General features: G+C 70.5%; 18 protein-coding genes. 12 read left to right on the top strand and 6 right to left on the bottom strand.

Going from position 1 to position 16,184, the window contains the following annotated elements; genetic code table 11:
- Positions 1–36: 36 nt before the first annotated feature.
- The 11 genes from P3G67_RS23600 to P3G67_RS23550 all read left to right on the top strand — a co-directional run bounded on the left by P3G67_RS23600 (position 37) and on the right by P3G67_RS23550 (position 8,974).
- Positions 37–723, top strand: a complete 687-nt coding sequence (locus P3G67_RS23600; RefSeq protein ID WP_276095256.1) for a response regulator — start codon at positions 37–39, stop codon at positions 721–723.
- A gap of 247 nt (positions 724–970) precedes the next feature.
- Positions 971–1,885, top strand: a complete 915-nt coding sequence (locus tag P3G67_RS23595) for a Rossmann-like and DUF2520 domain-containing protein (RefSeq protein WP_276095255.1) — start codon at positions 971–973, stop codon at positions 1,883–1,885.
- The gene (panC, locus tag P3G67_RS23590) at positions 1,882–2,736 is read left to right on the top strand and encodes a pantoate--beta-alanine ligase (protein ID WP_276095254.1); all 855 of its coding nucleotides are present in this window, start codon (positions 1,882–1,884) and stop codon (positions 2,734–2,736) included. Before P3G67_RS23595 ends, panC begins: the two co-directional genes overlap by 4 nt.
- Complete coding sequence (locus P3G67_RS23585) at positions 2,733–4,430, top strand: L-aspartate oxidase (RefSeq protein WP_276095253.1); 1,698 nt, start codon at positions 2,733–2,735, stop codon at positions 4,428–4,430. Before panC ends, P3G67_RS23585 begins: the two co-directional genes overlap by 4 nt.
- Positions 4,427–5,446 carry a carboxylating nicotinate-nucleotide diphosphorylase gene (gene nadC, locus P3G67_RS23580; protein WP_276095252.1) on the top strand — a complete coding sequence of 340 codons (1,020 nt, stop codon included), beginning with the start codon at positions 4,427–4,429 and terminating at the stop codon, positions 5,444–5,446. Before P3G67_RS23585 ends, nadC begins: the two co-directional genes overlap by 4 nt.
- A complete protein-coding gene (locus P3G67_RS23575; RefSeq protein WP_269857824.1) occupies positions 5,446–6,243 on the top strand; it encodes a type III pantothenate kinase in 798 nt (265 codons plus the stop codon). Before nadC ends, P3G67_RS23575 begins: the two co-directional genes overlap by 1 nt.
- A gap of 196 nt (positions 6,244–6,439) precedes the next feature.
- Complete coding sequence (locus P3G67_RS23570; protein ID WP_276095251.1) at positions 6,440–7,108, top strand: hypothetical protein; 669 nt, start codon at positions 6,440–6,442, stop codon at positions 7,106–7,108.
- A gap of 88 nt (positions 7,109–7,196) precedes the next feature.
- Entirely contained in the window at positions 7,197–7,379 is a 183-nt protein-coding gene (locus tag P3G67_RS23565; protein WP_276095250.1) for a hypothetical protein, read from the top strand.
- A gap of 65 nt (positions 7,380–7,444) precedes the next feature.
- Positions 7,445–7,852: a BlaI/MecI/CopY family transcriptional regulator gene (locus P3G67_RS23560; protein ID WP_255932763.1), complete on the top strand. Its 408-nt coding sequence runs from the start codon at positions 7,445–7,447 to the stop codon at positions 7,850–7,852.
- Between the two features lie 9 nt (positions 7,853–7,861).
- Positions 7,862–8,413 carry an amino-acid N-acetyltransferase gene (locus P3G67_RS23555; RefSeq protein ID WP_276095249.1) on the top strand — a complete coding sequence of 184 codons (552 nt, stop codon included), beginning with the start codon at positions 7,862–7,864 and terminating at the stop codon, positions 8,411–8,413.
- A 225-nt stretch (positions 8,414–8,638) separates the two neighbouring features.
- Complete coding sequence (locus tag P3G67_RS23550; protein WP_269857820.1) at positions 8,639–8,974, top strand: histone-like nucleoid-structuring protein Lsr2; 336 nt, start codon at positions 8,639–8,641, stop codon at positions 8,972–8,974.
- On the opposite strand, the gene P3G67_RS23545 is transcribed toward P3G67_RS23550, so the two are convergent.
- On the bottom strand, positions 8,905–9,543 hold the full coding sequence (locus tag P3G67_RS23545; RefSeq protein ID WP_276095248.1) for an SCO3374 family protein: 639 nt from the start codon (positions 9,541–9,543) through the stop codon (positions 8,905–8,907). The genes P3G67_RS23550 and P3G67_RS23545 overlap by 70 nt on opposite strands.
- 413 nt (positions 9,544–9,956) lie before the next feature.
- Here P3G67_RS23545 and P3G67_RS23540 point away from each other — a divergent pair, with 413 nt between their 5' ends.
- Entirely contained in the window at positions 9,957–12,488 is a 2,532-nt protein-coding gene (locus P3G67_RS23540; RefSeq protein WP_276095247.1) for an ATP-dependent Clp protease ATP-binding subunit, read from the top strand.
- A 72-nt stretch (positions 12,489–12,560) separates the two neighbouring features.
- On the opposite strand, the gene P3G67_RS23535 is transcribed toward P3G67_RS23540, so the two are convergent.
- From P3G67_RS23535 to P3G67_RS23515, 5 genes are all read right to left on the bottom strand, one after another.
- Positions 12,561–12,812, bottom strand: coding sequence for a hypothetical protein (locus P3G67_RS23535; protein WP_269857817.1), 252 nt, complete (start codon positions 12,810–12,812; stop codon positions 12,561–12,563).
- Between the two features lie 198 nt (positions 12,813–13,010).
- Positions 13,011–14,285 carry a sensor histidine kinase gene (locus P3G67_RS23530; protein ID WP_276095246.1) on the bottom strand — a complete coding sequence of 425 codons (1,275 nt, stop codon included), beginning with the start codon at positions 14,283–14,285 and terminating at the stop codon, positions 13,011–13,013.
- Between the two features lie 15 nt (positions 14,286–14,300).
- Positions 14,301–14,996, bottom strand: a complete 696-nt coding sequence (cseB, locus tag P3G67_RS23525) for a two-component system response regulator CseB (RefSeq protein WP_269857815.1) — start codon at positions 14,994–14,996, stop codon at positions 14,301–14,303.
- Entirely contained in the window at positions 14,989–15,579 is a 591-nt protein-coding gene (locus P3G67_RS23520) for a hypothetical protein (protein WP_276095245.1), read from the bottom strand. The genes cseB and P3G67_RS23520 overlap by 8 nt, the downstream gene beginning before the upstream one ends.
- Complete coding sequence (locus tag P3G67_RS23515; RefSeq protein ID WP_276095244.1) at positions 15,567–16,124, bottom strand: SigE family RNA polymerase sigma factor; 558 nt, start codon at positions 16,122–16,124, stop codon at positions 15,567–15,569. The genes P3G67_RS23520 and P3G67_RS23515 overlap by 13 nt, the downstream gene beginning before the upstream one ends.
- Positions 16,125–16,184: the final 60 nt, after the last annotated feature.

Below are 16,184 nucleotides of genomic sequence, written 5' to 3'. Positions count from 1 at the left end.
GATTTGGTGGAAACAGAGGGATTGAGGGCTGAGGGAATGGCGATCCGGGTCATGCTCGTCGACGACCAGGTACTGCTGCGCACCGGTTTCCGGATGGTGCTCCAGGCGCAGCCGGACATGGAGGTGGTCGCCGAGGCGGGCGACGGCGCGGAGGCGCTGGACGTGCTGCGCGCCGCGGATGTCGACGTGGTGCTGATGGACGTGCGGATGCCGAAGCTCGACGGGGTCGAGGCCACCCGCAGGATCTGCGGCGGCCCCGACCACGACCCGGACGCGGGCGGCCCCCGGGTGCTGATCCTGACCACCTTCGACCTGGACGAGTACGCGTTCGCCGCGCTCAAGGCGGGGGCCAGCGGGTTCATGCTCAAGGACGTGCCGCCCAGCGAACTGCTCGCCGCGATCCGCGCCGTGCACAGCGGCGACGCGGTGGTCGCCCCCAGCACCACCCGGCGGCTGCTGGACCGCTTCGCGCCGATGCTGCCGCCCAGCGGCGACCAGCCCACCACCGCCGAGTTGTCCCGGCTCACCGAGCGCGAGCGCGAGGTGCTGCTGCTGGTGGCACAGGGGCTGTCCAACGGGGAGATCGCCCAGCGGCTGGTGCTGTCGGAGGCGACGGTGAAGACGCATGTCGGCCGCATCCTGACCAAGCTGGATCTGCGCGACCGCGTCCAGGCGGTCGTGCTGGCCTACGAAACGGGCCTGGTCAGAGCCGGCGGCGCCTGACGCTGACCGCCCGCCCTCTTGTCCAGGGCACAACCCGTACAGGGCACAACCCGGCCCGCGAACGCCCGTGCGCAACGGAAAGCGAGGGCCGAGGACGAACGGGTGGGCGGGCGGCAAAGCGGCCCAACCGCGCACCCGCAGCGCACGGCGCGAGGCAAAACGGGTGGGGGGTGGGAGAAACCGTCTCGCGTAGCATGATGAGAGACGTCCGGTACCCCCGCGGACTGGAACGGAAGGCCGCAGCCGAGTGAACACCCACCGAATCACCGAGTCCGCCGAGTCGCGCCCGGCGCGGCTCGCCGTTGGTGTGGTCGGAGCCGGGCGGGTCGGCCCGGCGCTCGCCGCCGCGCTACGACTGGCCGGGCACCGGCCGGTCGCCGTGTCCGGGGTGTCCGAGGCGTCCCGCCGCCGCGCCGAATCACTGCTGCCCGGCGTACCGCTGGTGGAGCCCGCCGAGGTGCTGGCCCGCGCCGACCTGGTCCTGCTCACCGTCCCGGACGACGTGCTGCCCGGCCTGGTCGCCGGGCTGGCCGAGACCGGAGCCGTCCGCCCCGGGCAACTGCTGGTGCACACCTCCGGGCGGTACGGAACCGCCGTCCTCAACCCCGCGCTGCGCGCCGGTGCGCTGCCGCTCGCGCTGCACCCGGCCATGACCTTCACCGGCACCGCCGTCGACGTGCAGCGGCTGGCCGGCTGCTCGTTCGGCGTCACCGCCCCCGAGGAGCTGCGGCTGGCCGCCGAGGCACTGGTGGTGGAGATGGGCGGCGAACCGGAGTGGATCGCCGAGGAGGCCCGCCCGCTCTACCACGCGGCGCTGGCCATCGGCTCCAACCACCTGGTCACCCTGGTGGCACAGGCCCGCGAACTGCTCAGCGCCGCCGGGGTGGCCAACCCCGGCCGGATGCTCGGCCCGCTGCTGGGCGCCTCACTGGACAACGCGCTGCGCTCCGGCGACCAGGCGCTCACCGGCCCGGTCGCCCGTGGCGACGCCGGCACCGTCGCGGCGCACGTCGCCGAACTGCGCAAGGCCGCCCCGCAGGCCGTCAACTCGTATCTGGCGATGGCCCGGGCGACCGCCGACCGGGCGCTGGCCAACGGGATGCTGAAGGCGGAACAGGCCGAGGCGCTGCTCGGCGTGCTCGCCGATGGAGGGAACGTATGACGGAGCTGGTCCACACCTCGCGCGGACTGGACGCGCTGCCGGCCACCGCGTCCGGTGCGCGTGCCGTCGTCATGACGATGGGCGCCCTGCACGAGGGGCACGCCGCCTTGATCCGCGCGGCCCGCGAGCGGGTGCGGGACGGCCAGGTCGTCGTCACCGTCTTCGTCAATCCCCTGCAGTTCGGCCCCAGCGAGGACTTCGACCGCTACCCGCGCACCCTGGACGCGGATGTGAAGGTCGCCGAAAAGGCCGGTGCCGACGTGGTGTTCGCCCCCGGCACCGACGAGGTCTACCCCGGCGGCGAGCCGCGGGTGAGGATCACCGCCGGACCGATGGGCGAGGGCTACGAGGGCGCCTCGCGCCCCGGCCACTTCGACGGCATGCTCACCGTCGTCGCCAAGCTGCTCCACCTCACCCGTCCGGACATCGCCTTCTACGGCCAGAAGGACGCCCAGCAACTGGCGCTGATCCGCCGCATGGTGGCCGACCTCGACTTCGGTGTGGAGATCGTCGGCGTACCGACCGTCCGCGAACCGGACGGCCTCGCCCTGTCCAGCCGCAACCGCTATCTCTCCGACGACGAGCGGCGACGTGCCCTGGCGCTGTCCCGCGCCCTGTTCGCCGGGCGGGACGCGCTCGCCGACGGGCCGGACGCGGTACGCAAGGCGGCCCGCGCGGTACTCGACGCGGCCGACGGGGTGGCGGTGGACTACCTTGCCCTGGTCGACCCGGCGGACTTCACCGAGGTCGCGACCGGCCACACCGGCCCGGCGGTGCTCGCGGTCGCGGCCGGGGTCGGCACCACCCGGCTGATCGACAACGTCCCCCTGGAGTTCGGAGCCCGCCCATGACCGGCATACGGCTGCTCGCCCCGGCGCCCGGCTGGGCCATCGAGGCCGACGTGGTCGTCGTCGGCTCCGGCGTCGCGGGACTGACCACAGCGCTGCGCTGCGCCGCCGCGGGCGCCAGGGTCACCGTGGTCACCAAGGCCAAGCTGGACGACGGCTCCACCCGCTGGGCGCAGGGCGGCATCGCCGCCGCCCTCGGCGACGGCGACACCCCGCAGCAGCACCTGGACGACACGCTGGTCGCGGGCGCCGGGCTGTGCGACGAGCCCGCGGTGCGCGCCATGGTCACCGAAGGTCCGGACGCGGTAAGGCGGTTGATCGCCTCCGGCGCCCGGTTCGACACCTCGCAGGACACCGGCGAGATCCTGCTGACCCGCGAGGGCGGCCACCACCGCAGCCGGATAGCGCACGCGGGCGGCGACGCCACCGGGGCCGAGGTCTCCCGCGCCCTGGTCGGCGCGGTACGGGGCAAGGGCATCGAGACCATCGAGAACGCGCTGGTCCTGGATCTGCTCACGGACGCCGAGGGCCGTACCGCCGGAGTCACCCTGCACGTGATGGGCGAGGGGCAGCGCGACGGTGTGGGCGCGGTGCACGCACCCGCCGTGGTGCTGGCCACCGGCGGCATGGGCCAGGTGTTCTCCGCCACCACCAACCCGCCGGTGTCCACCGGCGACGGCGTCGCGCTGGCGCTGCGGGCCGGAGCCGAGGTCTCCGATCTGGAGTTCGTCCAGTTCCACCCCACCGTGCTGTGGCTCGGCCCGGATGCCGAAGGCCAACAGCCGCTGGTCTCCGAGGCGGTGCGCGGCGAGGGCGCGTACCTGGTGGACGCGGACGGCGTGCGGTTCATGCGGGGCCAGCATGAACTGGCCGAGTTGGCGCCGCGCGACATCGTCGCCAAGGGCATCATGCGCCGCATGCGGGAGACCGGCACCGAGCACATGTACCTCGACGCCCGGCACTTCGGCGCCGAGATGTGGGCGCACCGCTTCCCGACCATCCTCGCCGCCTGCCGTGCCAACGGCATCGACCCGGTGACCCAGCCCATCCCGGTCGCGCCCGCCGCGCACTACGCCTCCGGCGGCGTACGCACCGACCTGCGCGGCCGTACCACCGTCCCCGGTCTGTACGCGTGCGGTGAGGTGGCCTGCACCGGGGTGCACGGCGCGAACCGGCTGGCGTCCAACTCCCTTCTGGAAGGGCTGGTGTTCGCCGAGCGGATCGCCGACGACATCCGGGCGAACCCCCCGACCGCCGGTGCCCCGGTGCCGCCGGGACCGTCCCGCGACCCGCTGCTGGAGCACTCCGCGCGCTACGAGATCCAGCGCGTGATGACCCGCGGCGCGGGCGTGCTGCGCAGCGCCGAGAGCCTGGCGCGGGCGGCCGAGGCGCTGGAGGGGATCCACGCCCAGGCCGTGGAGGACCTGGAGCGGGACGGGAAGACCGCCGAACCCTGCGTGGAGACCTGGGAGGCCACAAACCTCAACCTGGTCGCCCGGGTGCTGGTCGCCGCCGCCCGCCGCCGCGAGGAGACCCGCGGCTGCCACTGGCGCGAGGACCGCCCGGACCGCGACGACACCAACTGGCGCCGCCACCTGGTGGTCCGCCTTACCCCCGAGCGGACGCTGTCCGTGTCGTTGACCGCGACCGCCGACTTCCCCAAGCCCGTCCACAGCAACAGGGAGCCCCGCTCATGAGCACGCCAGACCTGCCACTCCTCCAGATCGGCCGCCCGGGGCAAGTGCCGGTCGACGCCGCGGGAGGCTGCGGTGACGCCTGCGGCTGCGGAGAATCCGAGGTGTACGACGTCGACCCGCTGGAGTGCGGCCTCGACCCCGATCTGGCGCAGCTGCTCGCCGACGCCGGACTGGACCCGGTACAGGTCGAGGACATCGCGCACATGGCGATCGAGGAGGACCTGGACAACGGCGTCGACGTGACGACGGTGGCCACCGTCCCCGAAGACGCCGTCTGCGTGGGCGACTTCACCGCCCGCCAGTCGGGCACGGTGGCCGGTCTGCGGATCGCCGAGGCGGTCCTGTCGGTGGTCTGCACCGACGAGTTCGAGGTCGAACGGCATGTGGAGGACGGCGACCGGGTCGAGGCGGACCAGGTGCTGCTGACCGTACGCACCCGCACCCGCGACCTGCTCACCGCCGAGCGCAGCGCGCTCAACCTGCTGTGCCGGCTCTCCGGCATCGCCACCGCCACCCGTGCCTGGGCCGACGCGCTGGAGGGCACCAAGGCGAAGGTCCGCGACACCCGCAAGACCACTCCGGGCCTGCGCTCGCTGGAGAAGTACGCGGTGCGTTGCGGCGGCGGCGTCAACCACCGGATGTCGCTGTCCGACGCGGCACTGGTCAAGGACAACCACGTGGTCGCGGCCGGTGGCGTCACCGAGGCGTTCCGCGCGGTGCGCACGGAGTTCCCCGAGCTGCCCATCGAGGTCGAGGTGGACACCCTGCACCAGTTGCGCGAAGTCCTCGACGCCGGGGCCGACTTGGTGCTGCTGGACAACTTCACCCCGGTCGAGACCGAGGAGGCGGTCGCGATCAACGCGGGTCGGGCCCTGCTGGAGTCCTCGGGCCGACTGACGCTGGACAACGCCCGCGCCTACGGCGAGACCGGGGTCGACTACCTCGCGGTCGGCGCGCTCACCCACTCCTCGCCGATCCTCGACATCGGCCTGGACTTCAGGGCGGAGCAGGACTGATGCTGCTCACCATCGACGTCGGCAACACCCATACGGTGCTCGGCCTGTTCGACGGCGCGGAGATCGTCGAGCACTGGCGCATCTCCACCGACGCCCGGCGCACCGCCGACGAACTCGCCGTGCTGCTCCAGGGGTTGATGGGCATGCACCCGCTGCTCGGCGACGACCTGGGCGACGGCATCGACGGCATCTCCATCTGCTCGACCGTCCCCTCGGTGCTGCACGAGCTGCGCGAGGTGACCCGGCGGTACTACGGGGACGTGCCGTCGGTCCTGGTGGAACCGGGCGTCAAGACCGGGGTTCCGGTGCTGGCCGACAACCCCAAGGAGGTCGGCGCGGACCGCATCATCAACGCGCTGGCCGCGGTCCATCTCTACGGCGGCCCCTGCATCGTGGTGGACTTCGGCACCGCCACGACCTTCGACGCGGTCTCCGCACGCGGTGAGTACCTGGGCGGCGCGATCGCCCCCGGCATCGAGATCTCGGTGGACGCGCTCGGGGTACGGGGTGCGCAGCTGCGCAAGATCGAGCTGGCCCGGCCGCGCAGCGTCGTCGGCAAGAACACGGTCGAGGCGATGCAGTCCGGCATCCTGTACGGCTTCGCCGGCCAGGTGGACGGCATCGGTGAGCGGATGGCCCGGGAGCTGGCCGACGACCCGGACGACGTGACGGTCATCGCCACGGGTGGCCTGGCTCCCCTGGTCCTGGGCGAGGCCTCCATCATCGACGCCCACGAACCCTGGCTGACGCTGATCGGCCTCCGCCTGGTCTATGAACGCAACGTCTCGGTGACGTAGCCCTCCCGGCGGGCTTTCTGCGTACGGCGGTTTCGGCGCCGCCCGGCTTCTTGGCGCTCGGGGGTCCGAGGGCTTGCCCCCGACAAGGAAACCGCGGCGGCGGTGAGCGACCACGACCGCGGAGTCCGGCGGCAGTCCGCCGCGCCGTCACGGACAAATGCGCGGCATTTGTCCGTTAAGTACGTAAAGTCAGGCCATGCCCACGCCACACGGGTCCCGAGGCGGCATGGCGTTCAGCGCGGACGAGCTGCGTGTGCTCCGGCGCGCCCTCGCCGAGGCCGCCCGCACCGCACCCACCGCGGAACTCCCGGCCGAGCCCGCCCACCGGGCGGGCGCCGTGCACAACTATCTGCGGCTCGCCGAAGCGCTGGACGAGGCGGCTCGCGAGGGCGACCGCCTGCGCTCCTTCCTCCGCGCCGACCTGGCGCGGTACCGGGCGGCCCTGCCCGGCACGGCGGCGGACTACCTGGAGCTGCTCGGTGAGGCGTTGGACAGCGGCTATCTGCCGCGCCCCGAAGACCTCACCGCGCTGGGGGAGTTGTGCGGGCTGCCCTGCGGACCCGCCGAGTCGTACCGGAGGGAAGGTATGCGCCGACGTTGTGAAGACCTCGCCGAACGGGCCGCACGCGCCCGGCTCGACGGCCGTACGCCGCGCCCGAGGCCCGCGGAATGGAGCTGGGCGCGACCGGCCGACCGCAAGCTGCTGGCGCTCCCCGGTGGCCGCCGGGCGGGCGGCCCCGTCGAGGAGCCGCCGCAGCCGCCGCAATCCCCCGACCCGGAGCGGCGGGTGCCCACCCCGGCGGAAATCTGGCCGCCGCGCCGCCGGGACACCACGCCTGAACAGGAACGGCGCGCCATCGGCTGACTTATGGCCCCTCGGGGCCGGACGGGAAAACCCACTGGCCTACTCTGGGAGCCTTGGCACGGTTTCCCGTAGAAGGAGTGAGGCAATCGTGGGCTACGTCTCCGCGCTGGTTCCGCCGATCGTAATGGCGGTGGCCTTCACGTACCTCGTCGTGACGATCATCAAGAACCAGGGTGGTGTCAACAAGTCCAAGGAGGACGCCGCCGTCGACGCGGCGCTCGCCCGCGCCGAGGCGGCCCGCCAAGCCGCTTCAGCGGAGCCCCGGAGTTAATGTCTCGGGGCTCCAATCGGCCCTGAAAATGCCGCATCCGTGACATTTGCCACTACTATTCTGCTGTGGCACGTCGATTGGGCGATCTCGAAGACGCGGTCATGACCAGGGTGTGGCAGTGGAACCGCCCGGTCACGGTCCGCGAAGTGCTGGAAGACTTGCAGCAGGAACGGTCCATCGCCTACACGACGGTGATGACCGTAATGGACAACCTGCATCAGAAGGGCATGCTCCGCCGGGAACACGAAGGCCGCGCCTATCGCTATGAGGCCGTTTCCACCCGGGACGCGTACTCGGCCGCACTGATGCACGAGGCATGGGCCGCGAGCGAGAACCCGGCCGCGGCTCTCGTGCAGTTCTTCAGCATGATGTCGCCGGAACAACGCGAAGCCTTGCGGGACGCGTCCAGGATCGTCCAGCCGGAAGCCGCTCCCGGCGAACCCGCCGGTACCCGGGAAGCGCCCGGGCGATAGCGTCCGGCTATGTCCTCTGCGCCTTCGCCGTCATCGTCCACAACGCCCCGCGCCGCAAATCACGTCACCATCCGCCGGGCCAGGACCAGTGATGTGGCCGCGATCCGGCGGTTGCTCGACGGCTATGTACACGAACGCATCCTGCTCGACAAGCCCACCGTGACGCTTTACGAGGACATCCAGGAGTTCTGGGTCGCCGAACAGGACACCGACGCCGAGGTGGTGGGCTGCGGCGCGCTCCACGTGATGTGGGAGGACCTCGCCGAGGTGCGAACTCTTGCGGTGCGGCGGGACCAGCACGGCAAAGGCGTTGGACACCTGGTGCTCGGCAAGCTCTTGCAGACCGCGCGCTGGCTGGGAGTGCGCCGTATTTTCTGCCTCACCTTCGAAGTCGACTTCTTCACGAAGCACGGCTTCGTCGAGATCGGCGAGACTCCGGTGGACGGCGATGTCTACAGCGAGCTGCTGCGTTCCTATGACGAGGGCGTCGCGGAGTTCCTGGGTCTCGAACGAGTGAAGCCGAACACCCTGGGCAACAGCCGGATGCTCTTGCATCTGTGACCGCCGCACCCCGAGGTGTATTTTCCGCTAGATGTTGCCACCGGCATGGCCCCGCTCCCGGTACGGGTATGTCCGAATCGCGCCATGCGGAACGCGCTACCTCCGTACTGGTGCGCGGTCGACCGCTGCCCAAGGGTTTGAGTTTTTCCGGGAAAAGCGGTTTCCTTTTCTCGTACTGCTTTATCCCGGGGAGTCCCCGGAACCATATCGATGAAAGGGAAGCCCGTGGCACAGAAGGTCCAGGTCCTTCTCGTTGACGACATCACCGGCGGCGAGGCCGACGAGACCGTGACGTTCGCCCTCGATGGCGCGACGTACGAGATCGACCTCACCACGGAGAACGCGGACAAGCTGCGCGGCCTGCTCGCGGAGTACGTGGACGCGGGCCGGAAGACCGGTGGCCGCAGCCGTGGCCGTGGCCGGACCGTGCGCGCCGCCGCCAGCAGCAGCCAGGACACCGCCAAGATCCGCGCCTGGGCGAAGGAGAACGGCTACGAGGTCAACGACCGTGGCCGCGTCCCCGCCACCATCCGCGAGGCGTACGAGAAGGCGCACGGCTGATCCGTCCGCGCCGACAGGATCCGGGTCCGGTGGCACTCGGTGGCCACCGCCCCAACCAGCGGCACCAGACCTACCGGGCCGGTGCCGCCCGGCCCGCCGCCGCCCGCGTACACCGAAAGCGACGGCAGTGTCGGCTCCACCTCGCGACCCGGCTCGGGAGGCCGTAGCCACATCGGCCGGTGCCGGTCACCGGCGGTCGCCGTGGCCGGGGCCGTGTCCGACCGGTAGCCGGCCTCCCCCGGGACGACTGGCGCGGGGACGCGTCCGCCCGTGCCGCGCACCGTCAGATCCAGCTCGATACCGCCCCATTCCAGCCAGTCGAGCAGCCCTGGCAGCTCGTCCGCGCTGCCCGCGGCGACCAGCAGCAGGATCCTCTCCCCGGCCAACGCGGCCGGTCCGGTGCGGGCGATCCTGCGCAGCACCGCGAGCCCCGCGGCGGCGGGCACGTCGAGCACGTCGAAGCGCAGCCCGGTGAGCAGTTCCACCGGTGTGTGGCCGGATGTGGCCCACCCCAGCTCGCGTTCGTACCAGTCGAGCGTGCCGTGTCCCATGCCCGTAGCAACTGCCATCCCCGAGAAGGGTTACGGAAAGCTGTACGGGCAATACGAAGAGTGATGGTTCATCGGGGCGCATTCGGCGCCGACCCGGCGCAAGGTTGTTCGCTGGTAGCAGACATGACGGATGTGCGCCGCATGGATTGTCGGTGTGAGCGGGTAAGAAATACCTAGTGGGGAGGGATGGCGCGATCGCAGGTGAGGTGGGCGTTCGCCACGGGCGTACGCGATAAGTGTTCATCCGCCTGGCCTGCGGGAACATCGTCTCGCACCATCGGGTTGGAGCTGTTGTCGGCTGTGAGGGCAGCGAAGCTTCTCACGGGTGTCGACGGTTGAAGTGAGCTGTCCCGCTCGTCGGGACTAGCATGCGGAAGGACAGGGAGGGGACCGGCCCCGATCTGCCTGACCGCTCTGAGGAGCGATTAACGATGTTCGAGAGGTTCACCGACCGTGCGCGGCGGGTTGTCGTCCTGGCTCAGGAAGAAGCCCGGATGCTCAACCACAACTACATCGGCACCGAGCACATCCTCCTGGGCCTGATCCACGAGGGTGAGGGTGTCGCCGCTAAGGCCCTGGAGAGCCTCGGGATTTCGCTCGAGGCGGTCCGCCAGCAGGTGGAGGAGATCATCGGCCAGGGCCAGCAGGCCCCGTCCGGGCACATTCCCTTCACCCCGCGCGCCAAGAAGGTCCTGGAGCTGTCGCTCCGTGAGGCCCTCCAGCTCGGCCACAACTACATCGGTACGGAGCACATCCTGCTCGGCCTGATTCGCGAGGGCGAGGGCGTGGCCGCCCAGGTCCTCGTGAAGCTCGGCGCCGACCTGAACCGGGTGCGGCAGCAGGTCATCCAGCTGCTCTCCGGCTACCAGGGCGGCAAGGAGTCGGCCACGGCCGGCGGCCCGGCCGAGGGCACGCCCTCGACCTCCCTGGTCCTCGACCAGTTCGGCCGCAACCTGACGCAGGCCGCTCGCGAGACCAAGCTCGACCCGGTCATCGGGCGCGAGAAGGAGATCGAGCGGGTCATGCAGGTGCTGTCCCGCCGTACCAAGAACAACCCCGTCCTCATCGGCGAGCCCGGTGTCGGCAAGACCGCCGTTGTCGAGGGCCTGGCCCAGGCCATCGTCAAGGGCGAGGTTCCCGAAACGCTCAAGGACAAGCAGCTCTACACCCTCGACCTCGGCGCGCTGGTGGCCGGGTCGCGCTACCGCGGTGACTTCGAGGAGCGCCTGAAGAAGGTGCTCAAGGAGATCCGCACCCGCGGCGACATCATCCTGTTCATCGACGAGCTCCACACCCTGGTGGGTGCGGGTGCCGCCGAGGGCGCGATCGACGCCGCGAGCATCCTCAAGCCGATGCTGGCGCGGGGCGAGCTGCAGACCATCGGCGCCACGACGCTCGACGAGTACCGCAAGCACCTGGAGAAGGACGCGGCCCTGGAGCGCCGCTTCCAGCCCATCCAGGTCGCCGAGCCGTCGCTGCCCCACACCATCGAGATCCTCAAGGGCCTGCGCGACCGGTACGAGGCGCACCACCGTGTCTCGATCACCGACGCGGCCCTGGTCGCGGCGGCCACCCTGGCCGACCGCTACATCTCCGACCGCTTCCTGCCGGACAAGGCGATCGACCTGATCGACGAGGCCGGTTCCCGGATGCGCATCCGCCGGATGACCGCTCCGCCGGACCTGCGCGAGTTCGACGAGAAGATCGCCGACGTGCGCCGGGAGAAGGAGTCGGCCATCGACTCCCAGGACTTCGAGAAGGCCGCCTCGCTCCGTGACAAGGAGAAGCAGCTGCTTTCCGCGAAGACCAAGCGGGAGAAGGAGTGGAAGGCCGGCGACATGGACGTCGTCGCCGAGGTCGACGAGGAGCTGATCGCCGAGGTCCTGGCCACGGCCACCGGTATCCCGGTCTTCAAGCTCACCGAGGAGGAGTCCTCCCGCCTGCTGCGCATGGAGGACGAGCTGCACAAGCGCGTCATCGGCCAGAAGGACGCCATCAAGGCGCTCTCCCAGGCCATTCGACGCACTCGTGCGGGTCTGAAGGACCCCAAGCGTCCCGGTGGCTCGTTCATCTTCGCCGGTCCGTCCGGTGTGGGTAAGACCGAGCTGTCCAAGACGCTCGCCGAATTCCTCTTCGGCGACGAGGACGCGCTGATTCAGCTCGACATGTCGGAGTTCAGCGAGAAGCACACCGTTTCCCGCCTCTTCGGCTCGCCTCCCGGTTACGTCGGCTACGAAGAGGGCGGCCAGCTCACCGAAAAGGTGCGCCGTAAGCCGTTCTCGGTGGTGCTGTTCGACGAGGTCGAAAAGGCCCACCCGGATATCTTCAACTCGCTGTTGCAGATTCTGGAGGACGGTCGCCTGACCGACTCCCAGGGCCGGGTGGTCGACTTCAAGAACACGGTCATCATCATGACCACGAACCTCGGTACCCGGGATATCTCCAAGGGCTTCAACCTCGGCTTCGCCGCCGCGGGTGACGTCAAGACCGGGTACGAGCGGATGAAGGCGAAGGTCAGCGAGGAGCTGAAGCAGCACTTCCGGCCCGAGTTCCTCAACCGTGTCGACGACATCGTGGTCTTCCACCAGCTCAGCGAGGACGACATCATCCAGATCGTCGACCTCATGATCGCCAAGGTGGACGAGCGGCTCAAGGACCGGGACATGGGCATCGAGCTCAGCCAGGAGGCCAAGTCGCTGCTCGCCAAGAAGGGCTACGACCCGATCCTGGGTGCCCGGCCGCTGCGCCGCACGATCCAGCGGGAGATCGAGGACCAGCTCTCGGAGAAGATCCTCTTCAACGAGCTGCGCCCCGGTCACATCGTGGTCGTCGGCACGGAGGGCGAAGGCGAGGAGAAGACCTTCACCTTCCGCGGCGAGGAGAAGGTCACGGTGGCGGACGCTCCGCCGGTTGAGGCCGCGGGCAGGGGTGGCGCCGGCCCGAACCTCAGCAAGGACGTCTGACAGACGCGGACACAGAAGGGGTCGGCCCCGAAACCCATGTGGTTCCGGGGCCGACCCCTTTGCGCGTGTCGGTCACAGGCCGCCCGGGGAGGCCATGCCGCCGCTCTGGCCGATGGCGTTGCTCAGCGGGGCCGCGCCATGGCGGCCCTGCAAGCCGTTCAGCGTGTTGGCGACGAGCGGTACGGCCGTCTTGGCCACCCGCTCCACCAGCGGGCCGAGGTCGGCCCCCACAGCACTGGCGGAGCCCGCCGAGGCGATGACGGGCAGGGTGCTTGCGGTGGCCAGCAGGGTGACCTGGGCGATCCGACGCTTGAGGGACGACATGAAACTCCTCGCCGAACTGGGGCACAACGGTGCCCGATGGACATGCGTCCTGCCTACCGATCCGCGGCACCGGGAAGTTTTGGCCTGATCAGGAAAAATTTCCCAAAAGAGGCGGTATATCCCCGTAACCCCCTCGGTACGGAGGCTGCCCGTGCAAGCCGACCGCACCCCCCGCCCGTAAACCGGCCCTCGGGGCCGCTACGCGTCCGGCTGGGCGGGTGGAAGGTGGAGTTCGGCTATGGCGCCGCCGCCATCCTCGTCGGCGGCGTTGTGGAAGGAGAGGGTGGCGCCCAGGACCCGGGCCTGGCCGGTGGCGATGGTCAGGCCCAAGCCGTGGCCCTGGCCCGCCCGGTCGCTGCTGCCGGTGCGGAACCGGCTCGGCCCGTCCTGGAGCAGCACGTCGGGGAACCCCGGCCCATGGTCGCGGACCCGCACGACCGTGCCGTCCACCATCACCTCGACCGGCCCCTTGCCGTGCCGGACCGCGTTGGCCAGCAGATTGCCCAGGATGCGCTCCAGGCGCCGCGGATCCGTCTGCACCCACGCGTCCCGTACCACCTCGACGGTCGCCTCCGGCGCGAGCCCGCGCACCCGGCGGCGGACGAACTCCGGCAGCGCCACCTCCTGGAGGTCGGCGCGCTCCTCCGCGCCGTCCAGCCGGGCGACCTCCAGCACGTCCTCCACCAGCGTGCGCAGCGCCTGCGCCCGGTCCCGCACCAGCTCCGAGGGGCGGCCCGGCGGCAGCAGCTCGGCGGCGGTGACCAGGCCGGTGACCGGAGTACGCAGCTCGTGCGCGATGTCCGCGGTGACCCGTCGCTCGGCCTCCAGCCGCTTCTGCAGCGCGTCGGCCATCTCGTCCACCGCCCGCGCCAACTCGTCGGTCTCGTCCCGTACCCGGCGCCCCACCGCGTCCCGTACCCGTACGTCCGGCTCGCCGCCCGCCACCGCACGTGCCGCGACGGCCGCCTTGCGCAGCCGCCGGGAGAGCTGTCCGCCGACGATCACGCTCAGCGCCGCCCCGGCCAGCACCACCGCGACCGAGCCCGCGATCAGCACCCCGTCCAGGTCGGAGAGCACCTGGGCGAGGTCGGGGGAGCGGTCGTAGAGCGAGATGACCTTGTTGTTGGGCAGCGGCATCTCGGCCCAGACGATGGGCTCCCCGCTGACCCTCTTGATGTAGGTGGCGCGAAGTCCCTTCGCCGCAGCGGCCTTCAGCGGTGCGGGCAGATTGGGGTCGTTGATCTTGGCCGAGATCACCAGCCGGTGGTTGGACTGGTAGATCCGCGCCGCGACCTGCACCCGCTGGTCCTGTAGTTCCCGGGCGCTGTTGAGCATGCTGAGGTGCGCCGCGTTGTGCACCACCACGGCCATGGCCAGCGCGACCAGCGCGGAGACCGCCGCTATCGCCACCGTCAGCTTCCAGCGCAGCCCGGGCCAGCGCAGCCCAGCGCGGCGGAGTGCGGCACGGTTCAAGGGGGCCACGGTCGCTCAGGCCCTGAGCTTGTATCCGAAGCCACGCACCGTCTCTATCCGGTCCTGGCCGATCTTGGTGCGAAGCCGCTGCACATGGACGTCCACGACCCGGGTGTCGCCGCCCCAGTCGTAGTCCCAGACGCTGGTCAGCAGCCGGTCACGGGAGAGGACCGAGCCGGGCGCGGCGGAGAACTCCAGCAGCAGCCGCATCTCGGTCGGGGTGAGCGATACCGGCTCACCACCGCGCCGTACCTCCATGCCGTCGGTGTCGATCTCCAGGTCGCCGAACCGCAGCGATCCGTCGTCCTCGGCGGAGGATTCCCTTCCGCCGTGCGCGGTGGCGTGCCCGAAGCGGCGCAGCACGGCCCGGATCCGGGCCACCAGGACCGCGGCGTCGAACGGCTTGGTGACGTAGTCGTCGGCCCCGGCCTCCAGGCCCAGCACCACGTCGATGGAGTCGGCGCGTGCCGACAGCATGATCACCGGAACCGTGGACTCGTCCCGGATCCGGCGGCACAGGCTGACTCCGTCGAGGCCGGGCACCATCACGTCGAGCAGCGCGATGTCCGGCTGCCGGGCGCGGAACGCCTCCAGGCCGACGATCCCGTCCGGGACGGCGGTCACCTTGAAGCCGTCGCGCTCCAGGGCGAGCTGCGTCGCTTCGCGGATCACGTCGTCGTCCTCCACGAACAGGACATGAGTGTCAGCCATCGGCGGCCTTTTTTCCGTAGTCGCTGTGGGTGCGGGCGGTCTCGGCGAACCGGTCGCCCGTCCAGTGGTACGTGATCACGTCCTCACCGGACGGACAGCACACCTTGTCCTCGGGCCCGTAGACCTGCCGCGTCAGCACCAGGTCGCCCTTGTCGATGTCAATGTAGACAGGCGGCTGCTCGTCCCCGAAGACATCGGTGTATTCGCCGTTCTCCATACGGTAGACGTAACTACCCAGTCCCACGCCATCCGCGCAAGTCTGGACGTTTATCACCACATCGGGCACAGAGTTTCCGGTCAGGTTCCCGTAGCTGGTGTCGATGGGGTATTCGTGGCCCGCGCACGGCTTGAGGTTCCGCTTTATGTCGGTGCCGACCTTGGGGTCGTTGCTCAGCAGTGCGACCGGATCGACCTTGGTGGCCGGCGTCGGCCGTAGCGAGGGCGAGGAACTCACCGCGGCGGTGCCGGCGGTCCCCTCGACACGCACACCGCCGCCCTCGGCGCAGCCGGTGATCAGCACCAGCGGCGCGAGCGCGGCGGTCAGCAGTGCGCATCGCCAAGGGGACGGGGCTATGCGGCGCACGCGCCCTCCCCTGGCTCCCCGTCGACGTGCTCCTGGCCGTACGCGGTGCGCTCAAGCTCCTCGCGCAGCCGGGCCAGGGCGCGGTGCAGGGTGCTCTTGACCGTCCCGATGGACATCCCCAGCGCCTTGGCGGTCTCCTCGGTGCTCATCTGCTCCCAGTGTCGCAGTACGACGACCTGCCGCTGCTTGGGGGCGAGCACCGCGAGCGCGCCCAGCAGCATGGCGCGGTCCGCGTGCTGCTCGGTTCCGTCGTCGATGCTGGCGTCCGGGAGGTTCTCGGTGGGCACCTCGTCCAGTTTGCGGGCGCGCCACCACTCGGTCCGGGTGTTGATCATCACCCGGCGCATGTAGGCGTCGGCCAGGCCCTTGTCCGCTATCCGCTCCCAGCGCGGGAACGTACGGCACAGCGCGGTCTGCACCAGGTCCTGGGCGTCCACGGGGTCGGGGACCAGTCGGCGCGCGCTGCGGAGCAGCGAGTCCTGCCGGGCTCGCACGTACTCCTCGAAGTCCAGCGTCTTGCCGTCGATCGCCGAGTCCGCCGCCATGACCGCCTCCAAACGTCCCGTTGCCGTGGTGTCACCGTTCGCGTCCGATCGGTTGGTCAA

It is taken from the genome of Streptomyces silvisoli (assembly GCF_029269905.1).
Lineage (GTDB): Bacteria > Actinomycetota > Actinomycetes > Streptomycetales > Streptomycetaceae > Streptantibioticus_A > Streptantibioticus_A silvisoli_A.
Note: the sequence above shows the minus strand (reverse complement) of the source record. Positions and strands in the feature narration are given on the sequence as shown.